23 protein-coding genes, 6 tRNA genes and 1 rRNA gene are annotated in these 24,488 nt (G+C 47.3%); 5 read left to right on the top strand and 25 right to left on the bottom strand.

The window, feature by feature from the left end; all coding sequences use genetic code 11:
- The first annotated feature begins 120 nt into the window (after nucleotides 1-120).
- Complete coding sequence (locus J4760_RS09625) at nucleotides 121-900, top strand: MBL fold metallo-hydrolase (protein ID WP_145290394.1); 780 nt, start codon at nucleotides 121-123, stop codon at nucleotides 898-900.
- A gap of 66 nt (nucleotides 901-966) precedes the next feature.
- Here J4760_RS09625 and J4760_RS09630 read toward each other — a convergent pair whose 3' ends face one another.
- From J4760_RS09630 to desA, 4 genes are all read right to left on the bottom strand, one after another.
- Complete coding sequence (locus tag J4760_RS09630) at nucleotides 967-2,178, bottom strand: threonine synthase (RefSeq protein WP_237605541.1); 1,212 nt, start codon at nucleotides 2,176-2,178, stop codon at nucleotides 967-969.
- Nucleotides 2,179-2,301: 123 nt separating this feature from the next.
- Nucleotides 2,302-2,901 (bottom strand): response regulator transcription factor, encoded by a 600-nt coding sequence (locus tag J4760_RS09635; RefSeq protein ID WP_145290389.1) that lies wholly within the window; start codon nucleotides 2,899-2,901, stop codon nucleotides 2,302-2,304.
- A gap of 2 nt (nucleotides 2,902-2,903) precedes the next feature.
- On the bottom strand, nucleotides 2,904-4,028 hold the full coding sequence (locus J4760_RS09640) for a sensor histidine kinase (protein ID WP_145290386.1): 1,125 nt from the start codon (nucleotides 4,026-4,028) through the stop codon (nucleotides 2,904-2,906).
- A gap of 120 nt (nucleotides 4,029-4,148) precedes the next feature.
- Nucleotides 4,149-5,171, bottom strand: coding sequence for a Delta(5) desaturase DesA (gene desA / locus J4760_RS09645; protein ID WP_237605542.1), 1,023 nt, complete (start codon nucleotides 5,169-5,171; stop codon nucleotides 4,149-4,151).
- Between the two features lie 221 nt (nucleotides 5,172-5,392).
- Between desA and J4760_RS09650 the strand changes: the two genes are divergently transcribed.
- The 3 genes from J4760_RS09650 to J4760_RS09660 all read left to right on the top strand — a co-directional run bounded on the left by J4760_RS09650 (nucleotide 5,393) and on the right by J4760_RS09660 (nucleotide 7,544).
- Nucleotides 5,393-5,827 (top strand): DUF1801 domain-containing protein, encoded by a 435-nt coding sequence (locus tag J4760_RS09650; protein ID WP_237605543.1) that lies wholly within the window; start codon nucleotides 5,393-5,395, stop codon nucleotides 5,825-5,827.
- A 37-nt stretch (nucleotides 5,828-5,864) separates the two neighbouring features.
- Nucleotides 5,865-6,404 (top strand): D-glycero-alpha-D-manno-heptose-1,7-bisphosphate 7-phosphatase, encoded by a 540-nt coding sequence (locus J4760_RS09655; protein WP_237605564.1) that lies wholly within the window; start codon nucleotides 5,865-5,867, stop codon nucleotides 6,402-6,404.
- 72 nt (nucleotides 6,405-6,476) lie between these two features.
- Entirely contained in the window at nucleotides 6,477-7,544 is a 1,068-nt protein-coding gene (locus J4760_RS09660) for an aldo/keto reductase (protein ID WP_145290381.1), read from the top strand.
- Nucleotides 7,545-7,613: 69 nt separating this feature from the next.
- Here the strand turns inward: J4760_RS09660 and aldA are convergent, their stop codons facing one another.
- The 13 genes from aldA to J4760_RS09725 all read right to left on the bottom strand — a co-directional run bounded on the left by aldA (nucleotide 7,614) and on the right by J4760_RS09725 (nucleotide 22,104).
- Nucleotides 7,614-9,065, bottom strand: coding sequence for an aldehyde dehydrogenase (aldA, locus tag J4760_RS09665; RefSeq protein ID WP_237605544.1), 1,452 nt, complete (start codon nucleotides 9,063-9,065; stop codon nucleotides 7,614-7,616).
- Between the two features lie 78 nt (nucleotides 9,066-9,143).
- On the bottom strand, nucleotides 9,144-9,290 hold the full coding sequence (locus J4760_RS09670; RefSeq protein ID WP_186365556.1) for a hypothetical protein: 147 nt from the start codon (nucleotides 9,288-9,290) through the stop codon (nucleotides 9,144-9,146).
- Between the two features lie 82 nt (nucleotides 9,291-9,372).
- Nucleotides 9,373-9,972, bottom strand: coding sequence for a class I SAM-dependent methyltransferase (locus J4760_RS09675; protein WP_145290371.1), 600 nt, complete (start codon nucleotides 9,970-9,972; stop codon nucleotides 9,373-9,375).
- Between the two features lie 117 nt (nucleotides 9,973-10,089).
- Nucleotides 10,090-12,225 (bottom strand): ATP-dependent Clp protease ATP-binding subunit, encoded by a 2,136-nt coding sequence (locus tag J4760_RS09680; RefSeq protein ID WP_237605545.1) that lies wholly within the window; start codon nucleotides 12,223-12,225, stop codon nucleotides 10,090-10,092.
- 243 nt (nucleotides 12,226-12,468) lie between these two features.
- Entirely contained in the window at nucleotides 12,469-12,840 is a 372-nt protein-coding gene (locus J4760_RS09685) for an iron chaperone (protein ID WP_237605546.1), read from the bottom strand.
- 133 nt (nucleotides 12,841-12,973) lie between these two features.
- Nucleotides 12,974-13,780 carry a SurA N-terminal domain-containing protein gene (locus tag J4760_RS09690; RefSeq protein WP_237605547.1) on the bottom strand — a complete coding sequence of 269 codons (807 nt, stop codon included), beginning with the start codon at nucleotides 13,778-13,780 and terminating at the stop codon, nucleotides 12,974-12,976.
- 172 nt (nucleotides 13,781-13,952) lie between these two features.
- Nucleotides 13,953-14,657 carry an L-2-amino-thiazoline-4-carboxylic acid hydrolase gene (locus tag J4760_RS09695; protein WP_145290361.1) on the bottom strand — a complete coding sequence of 235 codons (705 nt, stop codon included), beginning with the start codon at nucleotides 14,655-14,657 and terminating at the stop codon, nucleotides 13,953-13,955.
- 133 nt (nucleotides 14,658-14,790) lie between these two features.
- Nucleotides 14,791-15,669: an AraC family transcriptional regulator gene (locus J4760_RS09700; RefSeq protein WP_237605548.1), complete on the bottom strand. Its 879-nt coding sequence runs from the start codon at nucleotides 15,667-15,669 to the stop codon at nucleotides 14,791-14,793.
- A gap of 205 nt (nucleotides 15,670-15,874) precedes the next feature.
- Nucleotides 15,875-17,677 carry a glutamine--fructose-6-phosphate transaminase (isomerizing) gene (gene glmS / locus J4760_RS09705; protein WP_237605549.1) on the bottom strand — a complete coding sequence of 601 codons (1,803 nt, stop codon included), beginning with the start codon at nucleotides 17,675-17,677 and terminating at the stop codon, nucleotides 15,875-15,877.
- 329 nt (nucleotides 17,678-18,006) lie between these two features.
- Nucleotides 18,007-19,356 carry a phosphoglucosamine mutase gene (glmM, locus tag J4760_RS09710; RefSeq protein ID WP_145290351.1) on the bottom strand — a complete coding sequence of 450 codons (1,350 nt, stop codon included), beginning with the start codon at nucleotides 19,354-19,356 and terminating at the stop codon, nucleotides 18,007-18,009.
- A 25-nt stretch (nucleotides 19,357-19,381) separates the two neighbouring features.
- On the bottom strand, nucleotides 19,382-20,323 hold the full coding sequence (locus J4760_RS09715; RefSeq protein ID WP_237605550.1) for a CdaR family protein: 942 nt from the start codon (nucleotides 20,321-20,323) through the stop codon (nucleotides 19,382-19,384).
- Complete coding sequence (gene cdaA / locus J4760_RS09720) at nucleotides 20,310-21,134, bottom strand: diadenylate cyclase CdaA (protein ID WP_237605551.1); 825 nt, start codon at nucleotides 21,132-21,134, stop codon at nucleotides 20,310-20,312. The genes J4760_RS09715 and cdaA overlap by 14 nt, the downstream gene beginning before the upstream one ends.
- 22 nt (nucleotides 21,135-21,156) lie before the next feature.
- Nucleotides 21,157-22,104, bottom strand: coding sequence for a helix-turn-helix domain-containing protein (locus tag J4760_RS09725; RefSeq protein WP_237605552.1), 948 nt, complete (start codon nucleotides 22,102-22,104; stop codon nucleotides 21,157-21,159).
- Nucleotides 22,105-22,268: 164 nt separating this feature from the next.
- On the opposite strand from J4760_RS09725, the gene J4760_RS09730 reads away from it, so the two are divergent.
- The gene (locus tag J4760_RS09730) at nucleotides 22,269-22,724 is read left to right on the top strand and encodes an ArsR/SmtB family transcription factor (RefSeq protein WP_237605553.1); all 456 of its coding nucleotides are present in this window, start codon (nucleotides 22,269-22,271) and stop codon (nucleotides 22,722-22,724) included.
- Nucleotides 22,725-22,768: 44 nt separating this feature from the next.
- Here the strand turns inward: J4760_RS09730 and rocF are convergent, their stop codons facing one another.
- The 8 genes from rocF to rrf form a co-directional block, all read right to left on the bottom strand.
- A complete protein-coding gene (gene rocF, locus J4760_RS09735; protein WP_145290338.1) occupies nucleotides 22,769-23,680 on the bottom strand; it encodes an arginase in 912 nt (303 codons plus the stop codon).
- Between the two features lie 136 nt (nucleotides 23,681-23,816).
- A tRNA-Lys gene (locus J4760_RS09740) sits at nucleotides 23,817-23,889 on the bottom strand.
- 3 nt (nucleotides 23,890-23,892) lie between these two features.
- Nucleotides 23,893-23,967, bottom strand: a tRNA-Gln gene (locus tag J4760_RS09745).
- 16 nt (nucleotides 23,968-23,983) lie between these two features.
- Nucleotides 23,984-24,064 (bottom strand) — tRNA-Tyr (locus J4760_RS09750).
- 1 nt (nucleotide 24,065) lies between these two features.
- Nucleotides 24,066-24,141 (bottom strand) — tRNA-Val (locus tag J4760_RS09755).
- 7 nt (nucleotides 24,142-24,148) lie between these two features.
- A tRNA-Glu gene (locus J4760_RS09760) sits at nucleotides 24,149-24,220 on the bottom strand.
- Nucleotides 24,221-24,249: 29 nt separating this feature from the next.
- Nucleotides 24,250-24,324: transfer RNA gene (locus J4760_RS09765), tRNA-Asn, on the bottom strand.
- 26 nt (nucleotides 24,325-24,350) lie between these two features.
- Nucleotides 24,351-24,465, bottom strand: a 5S ribosomal RNA gene (rrf, locus tag J4760_RS09770).
- Between the last annotated feature and the right edge of the window lie 23 nt (nucleotides 24,466-24,488).

The following is a 24,488-nucleotide window of genomic DNA, read 5'->3' on the forward strand; positions in this document are numbered from 1 at the left end:
AACTCCTTTCAGAAATAAAGTGAAATGGGCTAAACACTTTATCGAATCCATGTACATCTGCAACTTGAAAATTATAAAATGGGTATAGGAAATATAGTAAAACAAAAAGGAAGATTTTTAATGAAATTTAATCATTTGCGTAATGCTACCGCACTCATTGAATATGCAGGCAAAACTTTCCTCATCGATCCAATGCTCTCTGAAAAAGGCGCATTGCCACCAATGGGCGAAGGCGGCGTTCCAGCTCCAGCCCCACGTATGGATCAGCGCAACCCGCTTCAGGAATTGCCTGTTTCAGTTGAAGATGTTGTCTCAAAAGCAGATGCAGTCATCGTTACCCACCTGCACCCGGACCACTGGGATGCTGCTGCAGTGGAAGCACTGCCTAAGGACATCGCTGTATTCACACAAAATGATGAAGATAAAAATGTCGTTGCAGAAGCCGGCTTCACGAATGTAACGCCTCTTTCCAATGATACAGCATTTGAAGGCATCAGTCTTATAAAAACACAAGGTGAGCACGGACGTGGGGAAATCCTCCAGGCTGCAGGACTTGTATGCGGCGTTGTCTTCAAACATGAAGACGAGAAGACATTGTATCTTGCTGGTGACACCGTATGGTATGACGGTGTAGAAGAAGAAATAAAATCCCACAATCCTGACGTCATTGTTGTCAATGCTGGGGACAACCAGTTCCTGGTCGGCGGTTCACTTGTCATGAAAGAAGACGACGTGCTTGAAGTATCCAAAGCAGCACCTGAAGCAGACATCGTTGCTGTACACATGGAAGCCGTAAACCACTGGAACCTTTCCAAAGCTGACCTTAAAGCGTATGCAGAAGACAAAGGATTCAGCGACAAGCTGACTGTTCCTGAAAATGGAGATACACTCGAATTCTAGGCACACTAGTACACCCCGATAGCAAATGCTATCGGGGTGTTATTACATAAGAAACCAATCAGCAGGCTACTTTGGCAGAACATCGCCCTTTTCGAGCATAATAGGATCGATGTCCACAGTATCCGGATATTTTATGCCGGCTCCGGTATTCAGTACGACCACTTTTTCATCTTCAGCAAGCCATCCGTTTTCCCTCAGTCTGCGTGCCGCTGCAAATGCCGCCGCCCCTTCCGGGCAGACGAAGTTGCCTTCAAGATTTGCTACATGCTTCTGTTCCCGCAGCATCTCCGTGTCATCGATGGCGATTGCACAACCGTCTGTTTCATAGAGGGCATCGAGTACAAGAAAATCTCCGAGCGCCTTTGGTACATTGATGCCGAAGGCTTTTGTTTCTGAGTCATGCCAGAACTCGGATTCCCGTTCTCCTGCTTCCCATGCTTTGACGATGGGAGCGCACCCGCTTGCCTGGACGGCGACCAGTCTCGGCAGATCGCCTTTCACCCACCCGAGCGTCCTAAGCTCCTTCAAGGCTTTATGGATGCCGATCAGACCGACACCACCGCCCGTCGGATACAGGATGACGTCCGGCATGGTGAAGCCGAACTGCTCTGCAATTTCCAGCCCCATCGTCTTCTTGCCTTCAATCCGGTAAGGCTCCTTGAGTGTGGAAACATCATACAGTTCCTGATCCTTGACGGCACTTCCGACAATTTTACCTGCATCACTGATCAGACCGTTGACAAGATAGAGGTCGGCCCCTGATATGGCGACTTCATTTCTCGTGATTTCCGGTGCATCCTCAGGCATGACAATCGTCGATCTGATGCCCGCTCTCGCCGCATATAGCGCCCAAGCTGCGCCAGCATTACCGTTGGTCGGCATGGCAAGCGCCTCTACACCAAGTTCCTTCGCTTTCGACACACCGACTGCTGCACCCCGTGCCTTGAAGCTTCCAGTCGGTACAAGCCCCTCGTCCTTTATGTAGAGATTTTCTAGTGACATGGCATCACCGAGACGTGGCAGGTGGACAAGTGGGGTCATGCCTTCCCCAAGTGAAACGACATTGCTTTCGTCTTCCACAGGAAGCAGTTCGTGATATCTCCATAGATCCGGTTTGCGGTCTTTCAGATGATCTGGTGTCAGGTTTTTCTTTATGCCTTCCATATCATATGCAACAAGCAGTGGAGAACCACATGTACATAGCTGCTGCTGATCTTTTGTGCTGTAGGTACTGCTGCACTTCGGACAGTAGAGATGTGATACGTAGCTATATTTCATTCAATCAGCTCCTGATCCATGATGTAGTGTAAGATACGCCTGGTCTGCTGCAACGTTTCCAGTTCCATTATAACTGGAACAGTGATTGAAGTTAACCGATAACCGATTCAGAAAGTCGGATATCTATTTCAACCAGCCTTTTTCCTCCGCTTTTGAAATTGCCTCGATGCGGTTGTCGACATTGAGCTTATCGAGGATGATCGATACATAATTTCTGACTGTGCCGTTTGAAAGATGCAGATCTTTGGCAATCGCTTTTGTAGTCTTTCCTTCAGCCAGAGACTGGATGATTTCTATTTCACGTGCTGTCAGTGGATTGGCTGCTTCAAACGCAATATCGATCAGCTCAGGGGAATAGATGCGCCTGCCTGTCATGATCTGACGGATCGACTGCGCCAGTGACTCGCTCGAGCTGTCTTTCAGTAGATAGCCGCTCACTTCCGCCTTTTTCGCCCGCTCGAAATAGCCCGGACGGGCGAATGTTGTCAGGATAATGACTTTGCAAGGGGCATCCTTCAGATGCTCCGCTGCCTCAAGACCCGTCATGACGGGCATTTCTATATCCATCAGACAGATATCAGGAGCTTCCTTTGCAACGAGGTCCAGCGCTTCAGCGCCACTGGATACTTGTCCGACAACAGTGATATCCTCTTCAAGATCAAGCAGTGCAGCAAGTGCGCCCCTCAAAAGGTTCTGGTCTTCTGCCAGCACAATGCGGATCATCTTCATTCCTCCTCTATCTGTTTCAATACTTTCGGTACTGTAATGTTGATTTCAAATCCATCTTTGTTATTCGTAATATGAAGTGCGCCATTGACGAAGGATAGACGCTCTTTCATGCCCTGGAGTCCATGACCAGGCTGTATCACAACTTCGTCGCCTTCCCCATTATCCATGATCTTCATCAATATATCCCGATTCGTATCAATCATTTCAATGACACAGAGCTGTGCCTGGCTGTGCTTCACTACATTGGTCACGGCCTCTTTCAAGCACATGCTGAGTACGTTCTCGACCAGCACCGGCAGCTGTTTGAACTCTCCCTCCGTAGTGATATCATAACGGATCTGTGCTGCATCCATCAGCTTTTTCACATGCTCGATCTCATTTTCGAGACTCGCTTCCTTCATATCACTGATCATTTCCCTGACTTCCTTCAGTGCCTGCCTTGAAGTCGACTGGATATCTTCAAGTTCGTGCTTTGCGGCCTCGGCATCCTTGTCTATCAGTTTTCTTGAAAGCTCACTTTTCAGACCGATCATCGACAGCTTCTGACCAAGCGTATCATGCAGGTCACGGGCGATTCTGTGACGTTCCTCCACAATGGCAAGCTCGGCGATTTTCAGATTGGCATCCTCAAGCTTTGATTCCAGTGCCTCCTGCTTGAGACGGTTATACTGGTTGATTGGTACCAGTATCACGCCGAGCACTGTCATGATGAGAAATGGCAGGTGAACGAGCAGCACGGTGTAATTGTAGAAGAAGCCGAAGGTGATGGCAGTGACCGTCGTCACCAGATGAATGACATACATCGAGATGAATCCGGCCTTGCTGCTGATATTACCGATGAAGAATGCAACAAACAGTGCAAAATAAACGTAGCTGTACAGTACAGTCATCACAATATTGATGGCAAATTCTATGCTCAGTCCGATATAGATCAGCGGCCCCCGCCTATTGAATGTCAGCCAGGAGACCGTAAAGAAGAGCATGGTCATGATGATGCCGAAAACAATTTCCCATAACGATGTTGAACGGAAGATGAAATAGAAAGGAAGGACACAGAAAATGATCCATATGTATAGACTCAGGCCCGTATTCTTTGGAAATATATGATACCAGTCCCGCATGTGCATCCGCCTCCTTTCAGTTCATCTCTTATCTTTTCCAGTTTAACAGGTTTGTGTTTTTATAAAAGCGTGTAAATAAAAAATCCCCCTGACGAATCGGGAGGATTTCCATCTGTTCTGCTATTCCACACTTGCGTGATGTTTAGCATTCATTTTCTCTTTCATTTCACGGAAAGTGACGAAGGTCTTTTCCTTTTCGTCATAGAGCCTGAACTTGATGGATTCGAGACTTGATTTCAAAGTGATGGTCGTTGCCTGGTGGAGCGGCGGCGTACTTTCATGTGCCTTCTCCAATGAGTAGTTCGGTACTCTCGGTGCCAGGTGGTGGACGTGGTGATAGCCGATGCTGCCTGTCATCCACTCGAGCCACTTCGGCAGCTTGTAGTAGGAGCTGCCATCGACAGCGGCCTTTACATAGTCCCATTCCGCTTCATTCTCAAAATAGGAATCTTCAAACTGATGCTGGACGTAGAACAGCCAGATGCCGAGCATGCCTGCAACGTAGATGATCGGCAGTTGGACCATCAGAAGCACATGCCAGCCAAGCGTAAAGCCGATCAGGCAATAGATTGCGACGAGCGATACGTTGATCAGATATGTGTTCATGCTCTCCTTCTTCTTCGCACCTTTGCGGTTGAAGCGGTTGGCATGCAGGAACAGCGATAGCGGTCCAAGACCGAACATGATGAGGGGATTTCTATACAGGCGGTACTGGAGCCTTTCCCATCTGCCGGCCGCTTCATATTCTTCGACAGTCATGACCCAGATGTCACCGATGCCGCGTTTGTCGAGGTTACCACTCGTTGCGTGGTGGATGGAGTGCTCACGTTTCCATTTTTCAAAAGCAAAGTGTGTGATGATTCCGGTCAATGTACCAAAAAAGGTGTTCCACTTCTTACTTTTGAAGAAAGACTGGTGGGCACAATCGTGGAAGATGATGAATGTGCGGATCATGAACCCTGCAGCGCCGATGCTGAATACCAGACTGAGCCAGAATGATATGCTGAGTGACTGGTACGCCAGGAACCATAGTGCAAAAAATGGGATAATCGTATTGAATAGCTGGATGATGCTCGCCTTCGTCTGGGACTTCGCAAACGGCATGACGTCTTTCCTTAACTGTGCCTGTTTCTGTTTCGACATTAGGAAAACCCTCTTTTCTGAAAATCTTATTGGTTTCATTCTAATCCATGCCGTATACATGAAACAGAAGCAAGTGTCAGCAATAAGACATGACATTTGTCATAATCCATACCGGAACAGGCGCAGCATCAGATGACATAATGAGTATTTTTACAGCAGAGTTTTCATTTTATGGTTAAATTGAAGTATCACCATTATGAAAAGATAAAGGAAGTGACATGATGAATATCGAGGAATACATTGAAAATATTGATGACAGATGGAAGACCGCCTTTTCAAACACATGGAAGACGATCGGAGGTAATATCCCAGAAGGTTTCGAAGCAGAAATGCAGCACGGCATGCCAACATATACCGTTCCAAAAGAAACATATCCAAAAGGCTACCATGTGGACGGCGAAGCACTGCCCTTCATAGGGGTTGCTGCACAGAAAAGACACCTTGCCATCTATCACATGGGGATATACCGGGACGAACAGCTACACGGATGGCTTATAGAGGAATATCCGAAGCATATGAAAACGAAGCTCGACATGGGCAAGAGCTGCATCCGCTTCTCCAATCTCGACAAGGTGCCTTATGATCTGATTGGAGAACTGGCTGGAAAAATGACAGTGGAGCAATGGGTGGGATTGTATGAATCCAAAAAACCATAGCATGGCAGTCAAAAAGGCAAATGAAGGTGTTTCAGGCATGCAGAAGGCAGTCTTTCTCGACCGGGATGGTGTCATCAATGAAGTCCTCACGAAGCGGGTGAAATTCGTCAACCGCCCAGAAGAGCTCTTCCTTCTTCGGGGCGTACCTGAAGCAGTCAGACAGTTCAATGAAGCTGGATGGAAAGTCTTCATCGTCACCAACCAGGGCGGCGTAGGTCTTGGGTTCATGAGTGAGATGGATCTCGAGACCATCCATGAAGCACTGGTCGAAAAGCTCGAAGAACATGGCGCCCATGTGGATGATATCGCCTACTGTTCGCACAGGCCGGATGCCGGGTGTCGTTGCAGAAAACCGGAAGCTGGGATGCTTCTTGATCTCGCCAGACGTCATGATATTTCACTTCGGGACAGCTACATGGTCGGTGACAGGGTGCCTGATATTCTGGCTGGCCAGAAAGCTGGGACACATACGGTTTTTATCAGCAGCAGTGAAAATAAGACAATCGATGCGGATTACCGCTTCGATTCGCTGCTGGCCTTCTCCAGCTGGCTGACCGAAAGGAACTGCCAACAGTAATAGGAAGTACGTCATGTTTATCCTGGCAACGAAAGGGAAAGAGACTCCCAAAAGATTCCTGAGGAGGATATCATGGATTACATCTATCTTGGAAATTCCGGACTTAAAGTACCGAAGTATATTCTAGGTACCATTCCTTTCAGTGGTACAAACGGCTTTGAAGCGACAGGAAATATTGATGCAGAAACGGCGAGAAGACATGTGGACATCAGCCTCGATGCAGGCATCAACATGTTCGATACTGCAAATCTCTATTCAAAAGGTGACGCAGAAAAAGTACTGGGCGCAGCAATCAAAGGAAGACGTGACAAGCTGATGCTGACTTCAAAGACCGGTTTCGACCTCGGTGATGATCCGAATGCTGTAGGTGCTTCACGCATCAACCTTGAAAATTCCATCAATAAGAGTCTGGAACGCCTTGGCACGGACTACCTCGATCTCTATTTCGTCCACCTGTGGGATGGCCACACACCTGTGGAAGAAACAATACAAACGATGAATGATCTCGTCAAATCCGGAAAGATCCGCTACTGGGGCGTATCGAACTACAGTGGCTGGGCACTCGCCAGAACGTATACCATGGCGGAGCAGAATGGTCTCATTCCACCAGTCACGCAGCAGATCTACTACACCCCGGAAGCGCGTGAGGCCGAATATGAACTGCTGCCTGCAGGCAGTGAGCTCGGCGTCGGCAACATGATCTGGAGCCCGCTCGGTGAAGGATTGCTGAACGGCAAGATCGACCGCAATAATAGTGCACCATCCGGTACGCGCCAGGGCGAAGGCTGGCCGGAACCATGGGTCCGTGATGAGGAGCGCCTGTACGATGTAATCGACGCACTGAAGGAAGTGGCTGACAACCGCGGGGCGAGTGTGCCTCAGATTGCCCTGGCCTGGATCAAGGACAGACCGAATGTCGGGCCTGTCGTCATCGCAGCCAGAAATGAAGAGCAGCTTCGTGAGAATATCGCATCATACGATATCACTCTGACACAGGATGAACACGACAGGATTGAATCTGTGGCACGACCTGAACCGTTCTATCCGCTCTGGCATAGAGCCATGAGCAGCCTTGAAAAAGGGTCTCCATCGGAAATCGCCTATCTTGAAGGCTATAAGAAATCGATGGGGATGGAATAGATTTTAGAAACATGAAAAGGTGCGCACCTCCGATATTGGAGGTGCGCACCTTTTCCATTGCCGTTCATTCTATTTCTTATCGTTCTTGTACTGCATATATACGACTTGTGTTACGAGGAAGTCCTCCATGCCATACTTGCCGTCTGCACCACCAAGACCGGACTGGCGCATGCCGGCATGATACCCTTGTACGGCTTCAAAGTTTTCCCTGTTGACGTACGTTTCACCGAATTTCATTTCGTTGACGACACGCATCGCTTCATTCAGGTCATCGGTATAGACGGAAGATGATAGACCATATACTGTATCGTTCGCCTTCTCGATCGCTTCATCAAGCGTGCTGTAGGTCGTAATCGGGATGACAGGACCGAATATCTCATCTGTCATGATTGTTGATTCGTGAGTCACATTCGTCAGAATCGTCGGTTTGTAGAAGAACCCCTGGTCCATATCTGCCGGTCCGCCGCCCGTTACAACTTCGGCACCTTCAGAGATGGCAGTCTGAACCATGTCGTCCACCGTGTCGAGACGGTCCTTATTGACGAGTGGCCCCATATCCGCCTGCTTATCCTCACGGGGATCGCCCATGGTTTTGGATTCAAAAATGGCCTTCAGCTTTTCATTCAATGCCTCGGCAACACTTTCATGCACGTAGACCCTCTCTGCGTTTGTGCAGGCCTGTCCATTGTTGGCAAGCCTTGAAGTCGTAATCTGTTCTGCTGCAAGATCGAGGTCTGCATTCTGTGTCACTATGGCAGGCGCCTTGCCGCCAAGCTCCAGGTTCACTTTTGTAATGTTCTGCGCGGCTGCCTCCATCACCTTGGTGCCGGCACCGATGCTGCCTGTCATCGTCACCATATGCACTTTCTTGTGGGATGCCAGTGCATTGCCGATTTCAGATCCTGAACCGGTGACGACATTATAGACACCAGCCGGCATCTCTTCCATTTCATCGACAATTTTTGTGAATGCCATGGCGGTGTTCGGTGTATGCTGGCTTGGCTTGATGACAATGGTACAGCCTGTGACGAGCGCTGTTGCGACTTTTCTTGCCAGTATGAATACCGGGAAGTTCCATGGAATGATGCCGGCGACAACACCAATCGGTTTCTTGTAGACGAAAATATTTTCATTCTCACGGTCACTCGGAACGATGTCCCCTTCCATCCTTCTTGCCCACTCGGACATATATCTGAAGTAGTCGATGGCGAGATCCACTTCACCGCTGGCGAGTTCATAAGCCTTGCCCTGCTCCTCCTGAAGGAGGTCGATGAATTCGTCCCTATGGTTCTCTATTTCATCACCCAGCTTGCGTACGATTCTGCCTCGTTCGATATTTGGTGTCAGTTCCCATTTCTGCTGGGCATCAGTAGCTGCCTGAACTGCCTTATCAACATCATCTTCGGTACCTTTCGGTGTGCGTGAAATCACTGCTTCCGTCGCCGGATTGATGATGTCAATCCAGTCATCTCCTGTAGAGTCGACATACTGACCGTTGATATATAGCTGATGGTTTTGCACAGTAAAGCCTCCTAAATGTATTTGGAAGACTGTTCCCTTTTGCGTCATCTGCCAAACAAAAGAAGGATGATGGCCTCCCTACTGCGAACCATCATCCATGGGCTGTTCCGTTGTGTCATTGATCGTCTGCTGCTGATCGAAATTATTGTCATCATTGTTCATTCCACAGCCTGCGATGACTGTCCCCATCATCGCTGCCAGGACAAGTATTCTGAAGCGTCTCATGTCAAACTCCCTTCCAACCTGCGCCATCTGATGATCCTGCGCTCGATTGTAATGAATCTGGTTCATATTCTAACATAGACGATTACGGCTTTGCCCACAATAGGTACAGGCATCCCATCAGATGCCGTTCTTCCTCTACAAGCTCGAGGTCCGACTGCTGGACGATTTCTGTAATATGCCGATCCTGGTGGCAGCCGACCAGTTTCAATGAAAGCCGGTCTGAAATCTGCTGGATCTTTGCCACCATCCCGTTTGTGCTGAGACCGTGCTCCATCATGAGTATCCGACCCTCCGGCCTGCACCACTTTTGGAACTGCTCCAGTACTTTTTCCGGGTCCTGGTAGGCGCAAAATGACAGGGAGGATACGATGGTATCAAAACTGTTCTCCTCGAAAACGGCACGCTCCACATCGCCCTCGATAAAGGTGGCATCGAATGCATAATCTCTTGCGGCGGTTCTTGCCGCCTTCAGCATTTCCGGACTGAAGTCAATGCCTGTTAGTTCAATATCAGCATCATAGAAGGGGAAGTTGGCCCCTGCCCCTACTGCAACTTCAAGCACCCGGCCTTCTGCTCCTGAAAATATGCGCTGCCGGTACTTGCGTGTGGAATCGCCATCACGTCTTCTGTCATAGCTTCTGGCCTGTCTATCGAACTTCCTGATCAATGGATTCTTTACCACAACAGACCGCCTCCATTCCATATTCTTCTCTACTATACAAATAATCGTGTAATAAGTAAAATAAACAAAAAAGCCGAAGACAGAGTCGATCTGTCTTCGGCTTCCTTTTCATCTATATCAGGCTTTTGCCACTATGATTTCTCCATCTTCCACAATGACTTTCACATTGTCTACAGTTTCTTCTTCGAGAATCAGATCTGTCAGCTGATCTTCAATCTTGTCCTGGATGACTCTGCGGAGGGGTCTTGCACCAAAGCGTTTATCGTAGCCAAGTCTTGCAAGTTCGCTTTTCGCCTCATCAGTGATTGAGATGCTGATTTCATTTTCCTCGACTGTCTCCTCGAGATCGGCAAGCATCAGATCGACGATCTGGATAAGGTTCTCTTCAGACAGCTGGTTGAAGTTGATGATTGAATCGAAACGGTTGAGGAACTCCGGCTTGAAGTAGTCGCTCAAGTTGTCGAGTGTGGACACCGATTCGTGCTTGTCGGGACTGAAACCGACACTCACAGTATTCACCCCTGTACCAGCGTTGCTTGTCATGATGATGACGGTATCCTTGAAGCTTACTGTACGTCCGTGGGAATCCGTCAGATGACCATCTTCCATGATCTGCAGGAACATGTTCTGGACATCCGGATGTGCTTTCTCTATTTCATCAAGCAGAATGATGCTGTAGGGATTGCGACGGACTTTCTCGGTCAGCTGACCCGCTTCCTCATGTCCAACATACCCTGGTGGAGAGCCGATGATCTTGGATACAGTATGCTTTTCCATGTACTCGCTCATATCGAGTCTGATCATTGCATCGCGGGAACCAAAGAGCTCTTCTGCAAGCGCTCTGGTCAGTTCCGTCTTACCGACACCTGTCGGACCGACGAACAGGAATGAACCGATCGGACGGTATTTGGACTTCAGACCGGCACGGCTACGACGGATGGCCTTTGCCACTTTGCCGACCGCTTCTGCCTGTCCGATGACTTTCTCACCGAGCTGACCTTCAAGGTCACGCATCTTCTTCTGTTCGTCCGACTGCAGCTTCGTTACAGGGATGCCCGTCTTCTCTTCCACAATCAGCTGGATATCGGAAACATCCACATCAAGTGTCTGCTGCTTGTCCTTCGCTTTTTCAAGCTGCTTCTCAAGCTGGATTTCCTGATACTTGAGATTAGCTGCCTTTTCATAATCCTCACGCTCGGCTGCTGCATCCTTCTCTTGTGCAATCTCGGTCAGACGCTGCTGGATGGTTGCTGAATCCCCTTCTGCATTGGAGAGATTCAGTCTTGAACCGACTTCGTCCATCAGGTCGATTGCCTTATCCGGCAGGAAACGATCCTGGATATAGCGGTCCGACAGGCTGACGAATGCATGGATCGCTTCGTCGCTGTAGCGGACTTCATGGAACTTTTCATAACGATCCTTGATGCCCTGCAGAATCAGTTCAGCCTCTTCAAGTGTCGGCTCCTTGACGATGATCGGCTGCAGACGGCGTTCCAGTGCTGCATCCTTCTCAATCTGACGGTATTCCTTCAGTGTCGTCGCACCGATGATCTGCACTTCACCTCTTGCCAGTGCAGGCTTCAGGATGTTGCCGGCATCCATCTGTGAACTTTCAGCACTTCCCGCGCCGACCAGCTGGTGGATTTCATCAATGAAGAGGATGACATCCTCACGTTCCTGGAGTTCAGCAATCAGCTGCTTCATACGCTCTTCGAACTGTCCGCGCATTGTTGTATTGGCTACTAATGAAGCCACGTCCAGCACATAGATTTCCTTATTCGTCAGTTTGGCAGGGACTGCACCTTCGACAATCTTGAGGGCCAAGCCTTCCGCGATTGCCGTCTTACCGACACCCGGCTCACCGATCAGTACCGGATTGTTCTTATTTCTTCTGTTGAGCGTCTCGATGACACGCTTGATTTCCTTGTCGCGACCGATCACCGGATCGATGCCGCCGCCTCTGGCCTGATCCGAAACATTCTTGCCCAGCTGATCCAGCAGGCCATTCTTCCCGCTGTTCTGCTTCTGTCTCGTTTTCGTGCCTGTCCGGCTTGCTCCATTTCCCTGGAAATATTTATTATTGGCATTATTATTTTCATAAGGAGATCCGGAGAAGAAATCATTTCCGCCCATCATCTGGCTTCTGATTTCATGGAAACATTCATTACATAGATGCACTTCAGTCTGCTGGTTGTTGATATTCATCGCCAGATTGACATGTGCGTCATTGATACCGCAATTTTGACATTTCATGAATTATTCCTCCTTGTATTGTATAACGTCTATTTAAAAGTTTGACTATATTTGACTATAATAAAATTATATACCCTTTCAATTACTGTTTCAACAAAGATGCTCATAATTCATATATAGTCTTTTAAATAAAAAGCTGTATTTACTGACTAACTTTGACTATTCATAGTATACATTGACCTTATTTGACTTTCAAGTTTTCGGCTTACAAAAAAAGAAGCCTTTCGGCTTCCTTTGCGAGGACTATTTTCTCCAGAATGTTGTACAGTCCGCTTTATCTTCAATATTGAATTCTATCAGTTTTTCGAGCAGTCCATAGTTTACAGGCTTTTCCCAAGGTACACGGATGATGTTCTCCGTATGATCATATCCTGCCGCTTCAATATGCTTCCTATTGTGATTGATACCCGCCGTTTCAGGAGCGATGGCAAAATGCTTTTTCGATATGCTGAATCCAATAACAAATGTACCATGATCTGTAAACATCGGCTGGTTCCATTTGACTGTCGTGCCAAGCCCCGGATACTTCTGATGCACCCATTCAAGAACTTCCGCCAGCTTTTCCTTGTGTTCCATGTTATCCATCTTATCCAGAAACTCTTGAAATGCAGCCATGCCCATTCCTCCTCTGACTCCTATGATTATCCATATTATAAATCATCCAAGGATTTTCAACCATCATATTTGTTCAGCAATTAAAAGTAAAAATCCTTCCCAGCTATGTTCAGCTGAAAAGGATTTGTACATATTACAGGTTGATTGTAACGTCGGCATTCTCTCGAAGTTCTGAAGCATAATTCTGAGTTGCTTCCGCTTCCTTCTGTTGCTTGAGGTGTGATTCAAGATCCGGTTTCAACTCTTCGAATGGAGGCAGCTCCTGTTCTGAACCCGCTTCCTCCTGCTGCTGAACCGTATCATCATATAAGGTCTGAAGTTCTTCCTCGGTCACTTCGATTTCGCCTATTTCTTCAGAAATCAGCTGATCCTGATTCAATCCTGACTGAAGCTCCGCTCTCGCCTCTTCTTCTGTCAGTCCCTGTTCTTCCAGCGCAGTGAAGAGCGCTTCTCTGGATTCGAGACCATTCCGCTCAACAAGATCGTCGATTGCTGCATCAATCTCTTCATCAGTAGCCTCGATGCCACGGTCCTCGGCTTCCTGTTTAAGCAGTTCCTGGCTGACCATGCCTTCAGCAATCTGCTGTTTCATCTGTGCCTGATCCATTTCCTGTCCTGTCATCTGCGCCTGCATGGCAGCCTGCTGGAACTGTGCTGTATAGACCTGCTCGAACTCATCCTTGGTGATTTCCTCACCATTCACTGTAGCGACAACATCCGGAACATCTTCAAGGTCCGGTTCAGGCATCTCCATCTGCTGCCCCGCGCCTTCTTCCGTACTGCCTTCTGTCGTTGCAGCTTCTTCACTGCTGTCTGATGCCACTTCCTCCTGCGTCTGTGCTTCCTCATTCGTATTCTCCGCTGATTCATCCCCGCCGCTACATGCAGTCATAACCACTGCAAATGTACCGAGAGATAGCCCCAATAGCCATTTCTTCATTCGTGCGAATCTCCTTCCAATGCATATTGTCCGTCATTCTATCATATATTGCCCCAATATACATTCATAAAGGGTATGGACCTTAGAAATGATTTCAGACGACGCTCAATATAGTATACCTGAAAATCCATGAAGTTATCATTCAAATAAGAAACCAGCAGATGACTGCTGGTTACTTGTTCTCGTTCATTTTGAAGTGGAAGTGGCACTGGCCTTCACGTAGCACGAATTCATCGTGGACCACTTCGAAGTTCTTGTTGTAGCCTTTGGCGAGTGACGGATCGATCATCTGGCAGTAGAGAATACCATATTCTCCTGTACCATCGTCCGCCCATTGCTGACCGAGTGGACAATACGTGAACGTCTGTTCAAATTCCCCCTTGCCAGGAACTGTATCCACTTCGAACAGTTCACTTCTTGCCATATCATAGTTGTTCAAGTAGTTTTCTGCGGTGTTTTCGAGGCCATTGGTACGCGCACGCTGTGCGATGCCTTGTCCACGCTTCTTACCGAAACGTTCAACAGCAAGCCTGACAACATCCTCTCCCGCTTCGCCATATTTATCGACAATCTGTTTTGAAATCTGTGCAAACATTTTTGAAAAACGCGCAAATGCCGTCAGTTCCGCATATTTCTCTTCGCCTTGGACGTCCTGTTGTAGATATTCATAGATAAAGTGGTTCTCCCCTTCAGCAGTCGCCTTCTTGGCCAGCGCTTCCGCATCTTTCAGACCAAATGCTTCGAGACCATTTCCGACAAGTCTACGACCTTCTTCGCCACCGTATTCTTCTATAGAAGCAAGATGAAGTTCGTTGAACATTTTAGCTGTGATCATGTCCATCGACAGAGCCTTCATCATCAAATTCTCCTGACTCATTTTGCATATCTCCTTATACACTCTTATTGTTCATATATTATAAGAGAAAATGATTGTAAGACAATGAACTGTTTGTGAAACCTGGAACAACTTTGTACCATATACGAGTCACTCCTCACTCATCAGACAATCACTATCCAGTGACTTTCTTAACAGGAATCCATATCTCACTTTCTACCGAAGGTGAGGACAAGTCCCTGCTCTTGATAGATAGTATCTCAGGCCCTTCTGCCGCCTCGTAATTTGAAGATGGAAACCATTCTGAGTAGATTTTCCCCCAGGTTTCCTGTAGTGTACCCGGGAACGGCCCCCTTGATTCAAATATCGCCCACGTTGAGCCGCCAGATACTTCAAGCTCGATAAACTCATCAGGACATGCCTGTGTTGTTGCTACACCTATATACTGATCAAGAGTCCCCTTTCCTTCCATGCGCTCTTCCGAGAAGTTTACAGAAGCCTGGATGATCCCTTCTGGTTCAGTATTGGAGAGCCTCTTCAGTGCTTCTATTTTGTCCATGGTCAAGGACTTCCACATTGCTGTTATCTCTGGGTTTTCTCCTTCAAAAACAATTCCAACACGCTTCTTTATTCCGACTATGCTGAATGATTCCTTTTGTTCGATACGATACTCCATTTCATCTCCTCCTTGAATAGTCAACTGGAAGGTCATGCGCGGAAAGGCTTTTAGAGATTTTCCATCTTTTACTTCCGAAGGATTTATGCCGTGCAGCTGATGGAATGCTTTTGCAAATGAATCAGGTGAGCTATAACCGTATTTCACCGCAACATCGATCACTTTAGAGCGATGGTCTACCAGCTCAAGCCCCGCTTTTGTTAAACGTCTCTTTCGAATATATTCCAGTAAAGTCATTCCGGATAAATATGCAAAAGTCTTTTTAAAGTGGTACTCGGAACTGCGAGAAATTTTGGCGACTTCGTTCATGTCAATGTCGTCTTCAATATTTGTATCGATATAAGCCAATGCTTCGTTTAAATCCTTCAGCAGATTCATTCCATTCGCCTCCTTCCTATCTAATATTCTAAACACTGCAGCATGAACATTCCCGACATTGTGCACATCATTTTTAACGGATTGATACAGAAATATTCTAATTCTTTGGTACGATCGTCTTTCAGATATTAAAAAACCGGAGTTTCCCCTCTTCTAGATGGGAAACTCCGGTTCAGTTCTACAATGTATTCATCTTATTTCTATACTATTCCACCGTAACGGATTTCGCCAGGTTTCTCGGCTTGTCGACATCGTTGCCGCGGTGCAGTGCTGCATAGTACGCGATGAACTGGTATACAACGACGGATACGAGTGGTGTAAGCATCTCGTGGACGTGTGGAATGACGTATGTGTCGCCTTCCTGGTCGAGTCCTTCCATGGATACCATGCACACTTTGGCGCCGCGTGCTGCGACTTCCTGTGCGTTTCCACGGATGTTCAGGTTGATCTTCTCCTGTGTTGCCAGTGCGAAGACTGGTGTGTTCTCTTCAATCAGTGCAATGGTACCGTGTTTGAGTTCCCCGCCGGCGAATCCTTCTGCCTGGATGTAGGAAATCTCTTTAAGTTTCAGTGCACCTTCGAGTCCAACGTAGTAGTCCATCGCCCTGCCGATGAAGAACGCATTTCTTGTTGTTTCAAGGTATTCGTTGACAATCTGCTCGATCACTGGCGCGTCATCGATGATTGCTGTAATGGCTGTTGTCACTTTAGCGAGTTCCTGCATGAGATTGATTTCGATGTCTCTGCCGGACTCTCTTGCTGCAACCTGTGCCAGGATGGAAAGGACTGCGATCTGTGCTGTATACGCTTTTGTCGAAGCAACCGCAATCTCAGGTCCTGCATGCAGAATGAGTGTCTGGTCCGCTTCTCTTGAAAGTGTGGATCCTGGAACGTTTGTCACTGTCAGCGACTTGTGGCCGCGTCTCTTGATTTCAACGAGTACGGCACGGCTGTCTGCTGTTTCTCCGGATTGTGAGATGAAGATGAACAGCGGCTTTTCAGAAAGCAGCGGTGTGTTGTAGACGAATTCTGAAGCAACATGCACTTCTGTCGGTACGCCTGCCCATTTCTCGAAGAACTCCTTCCCGATCAGTCCTGCATGGTAGCTTGTTCCTGCAGCGATGACGTAGAGCCTGTCTGCATCTTTCAGCTGACCGATGATTTCAGGATCGATCTTCAGCTCTTCATTTTCATCCTGGTACTCCTGGATGATCTTTCTCATTGCTGCTGGCTGATCGTTGATCTCTTTGAGCATATAGTGCTCGTAAGTGCCTTTTTCAGTATCGCTTTCATCAATCTCAGCGATGTAGGATTCTCTTTCAATTTCGCGACCAGTCTTATCTTTGATGATGATTTCATCTGCTTTAAGCAGAACAACTTCGCCGTCCATCAGCTCAACGAATTCATTCGTCTGCTGGAGCATTGCCATGGCATCGGAAGTGATAACATTGAAGCCATTGCCTCTGCCCAGGAGTAGTGGAGATTTATTTTTCGCTGCATAGATGACATCTTTCTCTTCCTCATCCATCAGACCAACGGCATAGGAACCATGCAGTATTTCCAATGTCTTGTTGAAAGCCTCTTCTGTCGTCATGCCTTCTCGTGCAAAGCTTGAAATGATTTCTACAATGATTTCAGTATCCGTACTGGAAACGAGATCCACATTCGGAATGTACTCTCTCTTCAGCTGCTCATAGTTCTCGATAACACCATTATGAACAAGTGTAAAGCGGCCATCCGCACTCTGGTGCGGGTGCGCGTTCTTCACATTCGGTACACCGTGCGTCGCCCATCTTGTATGGCCGATGCCCACTGTCGCATCAAAGTCCATATCGACTTTCGCACGGAGATCCTTGATTCTGCCTTTTTCCTTGAATACTTCCACTTCTTCGTCGTTTCTGACTGCAATACCTGCAGAGTCATAGCCGCGATACTCCATTTTCTCGAGACCATACAGCAGTATTTCCTTAACATCCTGACTTCCGATATATCCTACGATTCCGCACATTAAAAAAACGTCCTTTCGGCTTTTGAATTTTGTATACGACCAGTGCTCTGTCCCATCGGTCGCCCGACAGTTTTAACAGCTGATCTAACGAATACTTCAGTATCCGGGACAGTATCCGCCGATAATCGATGACTGTCCTCCTCGTCAGCAAGCACAGCTTGCCCAGGCGCTATTCCGATTTGATTGAACTGACTTTCCTCCTTCATTTCCCACCATAGACATTGTAATTTAAATATGTATATACTGCAATACATATATGCACTTTACATGCATTTAAAGTCAGAATAAACAAAATGAACCTCCAGATTCAGTATCTGGAGGTTCATATGCTATTCGAGGCCCATTTCCGCCTGTACAACGTCGGCGATGAGGTTGCTGTATCTGACAGCCAGTTCTTCTGTCTCCGCCTCTACCATGACACGCACAAGCGGTTCGGTGCCGGAAGCTCTGACGAGCACACGGCCATTACCATCCATCTCCGCTTCCACTTCTTCTATCTTCTTCGCAACCACGTCGTTATTTACGACGTTGTACTTGTCGGATACACGGATATTGACAAGCTCCTGAGGAAACGTCTCGACCTGTGCTGCGAGCTCGCCAAGTGTCTTGCCGGTGGACTTGATGATGGAAGCGAGGTGAAGACCTGTCAGGAGGCCATCTCCTGTCGTATTGTAGTCCATCATAATGATATGGCCGGACTGCTCGCCACCGAGGCTGTAGCCGCCTGCTCTCATCTCTTCGACCACGTAGCGGTCACCGACTTTCGTCTTATCACTCTTCAGACCGTGCGCTTCAAGCGCCTTGTAGAAGCCGAGGTTGCTCATGATGGTCGAGACGACCATATCGTCCTTCAGGTCTCCTTCAGACTTCATATGCTGTGCCAGAATGAACATGATCTTGTCTCCATCAACAATGTTGCCCTTCTCATCCACAGCTATGATTCTGTCGCCATCACCGTCGAAAGCAAAGCCGAAGTCACACGACTCCTCCTTGACGAGGTCTGCAAGCTTATCAGGGTGCGTAGAACCGACACCGGCATTGATGTTCGTGCCATCCGGACTGCATCCGATGGTTACTGTATCTGCTTCCAGATCCCCGAATAGGTATGGTGCAAGTGAGTAAGTGGAACCATGGGCACCATCAAGTGCAATCTTCATGCCCTCGAAGTCCTCATCCACAGTAGACTTGAGGTAGCTGACATACTTCTGGCCACCTTCGTAGTAGTCCGATTTGTGTCCGAGATCGACTCCCGTCGGTCTTGGCAGTGTATCCTCATCCATATCAAGAAGTTTTTCAATTTCTGCTTCCTGATCGTCCGTCAGCTTGAAGCCGTCGGAACCGAAGAATTTGATGCCGTTGTCTCCGACCGGATTGTGTGAAGCAGAGATCATGACACCTGCATCTGCGTCCATCTCCTTCGTCAGATAGGCCACACCCGGCGTGGAAATGATGCCAAGACGCATTACTTCCGCTCCGATGGAAAGCAGTCCAGCAACGAGTGCAGACTCAAGCATTTCACCTGAAATACGTGTATCCCGTCCTACAAGGACTGTCCTATTCTCACTTTTCTGGCCCGCCAGTACATAACCACCAAATCTACCCAACTTGAATGCCAATTCCGGAGTCAACTCTGTATTAGCGACCCCTCTTACTCCATCTGTACCAAAATATTTACCCATGACGTTCTCCTTTTTTCTGCAAGTTTTATCCATTATCCTGTTCAATTTCTATATCTGCCTGAAGAACCGCCGGTTCTGTTCTGTCCACACCTTCAGGTACATCTATCGAAACATCCCGTATTGTCGAACTCTCCATGCCGGATACATCCACTGCAACGTTGACTTCATCGATGCCTGACAGTACTTCCTCCGTACCGAAAACTTCAATGGTATCGTAGTTGAGCGCCACGTCACCCAAGGTATAGCCCTCAGCAACTTCACCATTCACTTCATAGCTGACAGGTACTTCCTTGCTACGTTCCTCAACATTGATTTCCACACGTACATTTGTTGGATCGATGCGGACATCAAGCTTATTGAATTGCGTATCGAACACGCTGACTTCCGCTTCATCCACCCTGTCCTGTGTAATTCTCGAATTGTCATCCAGTGTTGCGCGTACGTACTGTATGCGGTTCATTTCACTTTCTCCACCCATTACAGTAACAGTTTCAGGCTCTATCTGTACAGACTCGAGCGTATGATTCGGTCCGACCCGGCTTTCACTGACCTCAGCCTGTACCTCGAACGTTCGGGTCACCAGTTCCTGGATGTTCACATTCGCAGTCTCTGGAACGACCTCGGCTGTTACGTTGTCAGGAAGACCTTCCACTGTGAAATGCTCTTCATACTCACCAAGATTCCGGTTCCGCAGATCCAGTACAACACTCAGATCTCTTGTCGTCTGAAGCCGTTTGACATTCGAGGTATTGCCGTAGAGCTGTACGTTCACCTGCTCGGGAGCACCGGAAACATACTGGCTTTCCTCATCATAGAGGATTTCCACAGGGATTCCTTCAACCACCTCGGTCTCGGCTACGTTCTCATTGTTATACAGCAGCTCGTCGAATACGTTATTGGCCGATAGGAACATGAACAAGGCGAGAAGCAGCGCAACAAATCTCAATCCCCATTTACTTTCTAGCAAATAGACCGCCTCCTTCCTTCAAAGGTGGGAGTATGTTCCAGTGTGTCTGGAGCAGGTTATCCAGTTCCTCAAGTGTGATTTCCTTTGTCAGCCTACTGTCGTAGGTCACAGATATGTTCCCCGTCTCCTCTGAAACGACTACGGTGAAAGCATCCGTCACTTCTGAAACCCCTACAGCCGCACGATGCCGTGTTCCGAGGTTCTTGGCAATCTTGTTGCTGTCGGATAACGGCAAGTAGCTTGCGGCTGTCGCAATCGTATTGCCCTGGATGATCATCGCGCCATCATGCAGCGGCGTATTGGGTATGAATATATTGATCAGCAGCTCGGAAGTGATATTTCCGTGGATCGGTATGCCTGTTTCTATATAGTCCTTCAACCCTGTCTCCTTTTCAAAGACGATCAGAGCACCGATACGCCGTTTTGCCATATACCGTACAGACTTGATCATGGCTTCCCTGAGTTTATCCTTCTCCGTTGTGGAGCTGCCACTCCCATTCGTACGGAACAGGCTGCCACGTCCCAGCTGCTCGAGTGCACGTCTGACTTCAGGCTGGAAGATGACGATAATCGCCAGGAAACCCCACTCGAGAACGGTATCGAACATCTGAGTTGTTGTTGTCAGATCGAAGAAGTTACTGATTGACCGGCCGATAAGAATCAGAAATATTCCTTTTATCAGCTGAATGGCTTTTGTTCCCTTCATCACTCTGATCAGAAGATATATCACATACCATACAATCAGCAGATCGACAATGCTCGAAATTACGGTTGCCGTATTGACACTTTCTAAAAAATTGTCTGTCTGCATAATGCGTCCCTCACTTAATCATTCATATAAAACCCAGTCTCTCTTCCAACTCCTTATGGATATCGTAAAGTACCCTATCCTGTCCGAGAGCCTCCAGGTCGAAATCAATATCTTTATACTTCTCTTCTGCTGCCTTTATGTTGCCGTTCTTGTACTTCGCGTAGCAGTTCAAAAGCCTGGACATGGCATCCTGCGATTCGGAAGTCCAGACGTCCAGCGCATGGAATTTCTTCAGCATGGCAAGGTTCTTGCCTTCAAGCAGAAGAAGCGCATCGCGACGATAGTCGATATGCAGCATCTTCGATTGCTTTTTTATACGTGCTGCAAATCGGGACGAAGTGAAATACTCACCACACTTCTGGTAGCACTCCGCCACTTCAAACATGATTCTGATGACACCAAGGTCAAGATCGGAAAACCTGAGAATGGTATACAGCGTATCTTCGAGAAGGTCAAGAGATGATTCATATGCGTCTTCATCAGCCAATAGTCCCACCTTAAGTATAACTGCATCGATATAAGACTGGTTGATCGAAACCGTCGATAGCAGCTCCAGTGCACGATCCACATGGAAATTCAGCTTGCGTCTGTCGCCTGAGTGCTTGAAGTACTTTGCGTACAGCAGATGGATCCTTCCGCTGTCAGGCGCCGGAATCTGTTCCACAGCTTCGTATTCCTTTTCTATGAAATAATGGAGGGAAGTGTAGTCCTCCTGTTCAATCTTCTGTTCATAATAGGCGATTTCCCTCAGAATCTCTACATCATTATAACGGAAATGGGAAACTTCCTGCATGAAGTCATTCACCGAACAGTCGAGTCTTTCACTCAGTTTGATCAGTACATTGGTAGAAGGATGTACACTCCCCTTCTCAATGAGACTGAGATAAGTTCTTGAAATGATGCCGTCTGCCAGTTCTTCTTGGGTTAGATTATTGTTGTTGCGTATTTCTTTAATCCGCTGTCCGATCATAAAGGTGCCCCTTTCACTGTCTTAACAGTTCCATCATACCAAATAGAAAAATATGCAACAAATGTTACAAGTGTTATAGAGTGCACAAAACCAATGTTTATTTAATTGACATCGCATTTACAGTTAATCATACTATAAATATACATTATAAGGGGTGTTTCTCCATGAAAAAATTACTCGTAATTGATAACTTGGCTCAATTGAAAAGTGTGAGTGACCCTTTTAGGATCGAACTGCTTACCATGCTCGCTGAAAAACCCAAAACTGGACAGATGCTTGCTGATGAACTGGATATTCCCCGGGCCAAAATCCACTATCATCTGAATGAACTGCTTAAAAATGAAATTATTCATGTCGTCAAAACCGAAGAGAAAAACAGCATCATCCAGAAGTTCTACGAACCGGTGGCACGGAAGGTCGTTCCGAACATCGATCTTCTGAAATACAGCCAGGATGAAAAGAAAAAAGACAGCATGTCGTATAATCTTCATATGAAAGAAGAAGAGCTTAAGCAGTTCAAAAAAGATTTGCGGAACTTTGTCAAAGACAGTTCCGAAAAGAAGAATGCCAAAAATACCAAGGACTATAAAGTTCAGATTCTGCCTCTAGGGGAAGAATAGGTCATAAAATACAAACAGCATCTCAAAGAGATGCTGTTTGTATTTTATAGCTGTTTTTTGCCGAAAAGGTATGCTGCAATCTCCACTGCCTTCTCTGCTGTCATGTTTTTATCATCAAGCAGCGGGTTCACTTCCACCAGATCCATCGAGGTGATCCTATCCGACTCATTCAGCATCTGCATTGCAAGCTGCGTTTCAGATAGTGACAGACCGCCAACGACAGGCGTCCCTGTTCCTGGTGTTTCTGATGGGTCGAGTCCATCGACATCGAGTGAAAGATGGATGCCATCACATCTATCGGAAAGATACGTCATCGTCTCCTGCATGACCGTCCTGATGCCCTTGACCCTGATATCCATCATCGTAAAAGTCAGTATGCCATTCTCTTTAATATAAGCCTTTTCACCTTCATCAAGGTCACGCATTCCAATCAGTACAACATTCTCAGGCTTGACCTTCTGACCTTCTTCATAAAGATCGATCAGCGCCTGATCTCCAAATCCACAGGATATACCAAGTGGCATACCATGGATGTTGCCTGTCGGTGATGTTCTACTATCGTTAAGATCACCATGCGCATCATACCAGATGACCCCTAGATTATCATAATGGTTTTTCATTCCAGCAAGAGATCCGATCGCCAGAGAATGATCTCCTCCCAGTATCAATGGAAAGGCACCATTCCCAACTGTATCATCCACTAAACCAGCAAGCGCTGTATTAAATCGTTTAACGGCATCATAGTTCAGTAGATTATCATCTCTCACTTCAATTTCCTGTCCTGCTTCAATATCGAAATCCCCTCTGATATTGCCCTTGTCGACAACAGATATGCCCAATTCTTTCAACCTCTGTACGATCCCTGCATACCTGATCGCATCAGGACCGAGGTCAACCCCCAACCGAGGCTGACCGAATGCTGTTGCGGCACCTATTATATGTACATTCTGATTCATAAAAATCCCCCTTTGTTATAACCTCATACTTTCTATAGTATACAACATTGGATTTTTATGCAATTGTGTAATGGGACGTGCATAAAAATATCAGGAATAAAAAAAAAGACACCTTCCTGGTGGAAGATGTCATTAGTGAGCCATAGAGGATTCGAACCTCTGACCCTCTGATTAAAAGTCAGATGCTCTACCAACTGAGCTAATGGCTCTAATGGCTGGGCTAGCAGGATTCGAACCTACGAATGACGGTACCAAAAACCGTTGCCTTACCGCTTGGCGATAGCCCAATGCTATTAGAAAAAATGGAGGGGGGCAGATTCGAACTGCCGAACCCGAAGGAGCGGATTTACAGTCCGCCGCGTTTAGCCACTTCGCTACCCCTCCGTGGTGGAGAATGACGGGTTCGAACCGCCGACCCTCTGCTTGTAAGGCAGATGCTCTCCCAGCTGAGCTAATTCTCCATTCAAATGACCCGTACGGGACTCGAACCCGTGTTACCGCCGTGAAAGGGCGGTGTCTTAACCGCTTGACCAACGGGCCACAATAGTATATGTATTTAAACAAAAAAATGGCTCCACAGGTAGGATTCGAACCTACGACCGATCGGTTAACAGCCGATAGCTCTACCACTGAGCTACTGTGGAATAAATCTGTAATAAAAAAAGATACTGCCCGGCGGCGTCCTACTCTCACGGGACGTCAGTCCAACTACCATCGGCGCTGGAGAGCTTAACTGCTGTGTTCGGCATGGGAACAGGTGGGGCCTCTCCGCCATCGCCACCGGACAATATTCAGTTGAATGCCATAT

This window comes from Salinicoccus sp. ID82-1 (assembly GCF_021991715.1).
In the GTDB taxonomy this organism is placed as follows: domain Bacteria; phylum Bacillota; class Bacilli; order Staphylococcales; family Salinicoccaceae; genus Salinicoccus; species Salinicoccus cyprini.

Coding starts and splice junctions, on each gene's coding strand:
- J4760_RS09625 (WP_145290394.1), top strand. CDS start 121: ATGAAATTTAATCATTTGCGTAATGCTACCGCACTCATTGAATATGCA.
- J4760_RS09630 (WP_237605541.1), bottom strand. CDS start 2,178: ATGAAATATAGCTACGTATCACATCTCTACTGTCCGAAGTGCAGCAGT.
- J4760_RS09635 (WP_145290389.1), bottom strand. CDS start 2,901: ATGATCCGCATTGTGCTGGCAGAAGACCAGAACCTTTTGAGGGGCGCA.
- J4760_RS09640 (WP_145290386.1), bottom strand. CDS start 4,028: ATGCGGGACTGGTATCATATATTTCCAAAGAATACGGGCCTGAGTCTA.
- desA (WP_237605542.1), bottom strand. CDS start 5,171: ATGTCGAAACAGAAACAGGCACAGTTAAGGAAAGACGTCATGCCGTTT.
- J4760_RS09650 (WP_237605543.1), top strand. CDS start 5,393: ATGAATATCGAGGAATACATTGAAAATATTGATGACAGATGGAAGACC.
- J4760_RS09655 (WP_237605564.1), top strand. CDS start 5,865: ATGCAGAAGGCAGTCTTTCTCGACCGGGATGGTGTCATCAATGAAGTC.
- J4760_RS09660 (WP_145290381.1), top strand. CDS start 6,477: ATGGATTACATCTATCTTGGAAATTCCGGACTTAAAGTACCGAAGTAT.
- J4760_RS09670 (WP_186365556.1), bottom strand. CDS start 9,290: ATGAGACGCTTCAGAATACTTGTCCTGGCAGCGATGATGGGGACAGTC.
- J4760_RS09680 (WP_237605545.1), bottom strand. CDS start 12,225: ATGAAATGTCAAAATTGCGGTATCAATGACGCACATGTCAATCTGGCG.
- J4760_RS09685 (WP_237605546.1), bottom strand. CDS start 12,840: ATGGCTGCATTTCAAGAGTTTCTGGATAAGATGGATAACATGGAACAC.
- J4760_RS09690 (WP_237605547.1), bottom strand. CDS start 13,780: ATGAAGAAATGGCTATTGGGGCTATCTCTCGGTACATTTGCAGTGGTT.
- J4760_RS09695 (WP_145290361.1), bottom strand. CDS start 14,657: ATGAGTCAGGAGAATTTGATGATGAAGGCTCTGTCGATGGACATGATC.
- J4760_RS09700 (WP_237605548.1), bottom strand. CDS start 15,669: ATGAATCTGCTGAAGGATTTAAACGAAGCATTGGCTTATATCGATACA.
- glmS (WP_237605549.1), bottom strand. CDS start 17,677: ATGTGCGGAATCGTAGGATATATCGGAAGTCAGGATGTTAAGGAAATA.
- glmM (WP_145290351.1), bottom strand. CDS start 19,356: ATGGGTAAATATTTTGGTACAGATGGAGTAAGAGGGGTCGCTAATACA.
- cdaA (WP_237605551.1), bottom strand. CDS start 21,134: ATGCAGACAGACAATTTTTTAGAAAGTGTCAATACGGCAACCGTAATT.
- J4760_RS09725 (WP_237605552.1), bottom strand. CDS start 22,104: ATGATCGGACAGCGGATTAAAGAAATACGCAACAACAATAATCTAACC.
- J4760_RS09730 (WP_237605553.1), top strand. CDS start 22,269: ATGAAAAAATTACTCGTAATTGATAACTTGGCTCAATTGAAAAGTGTG.
- rocF (WP_145290338.1), bottom strand. CDS start 23,680: ATGAATCAGAATGTACATATAATAGGTGCCGCAACAGCATTCGGTCAG.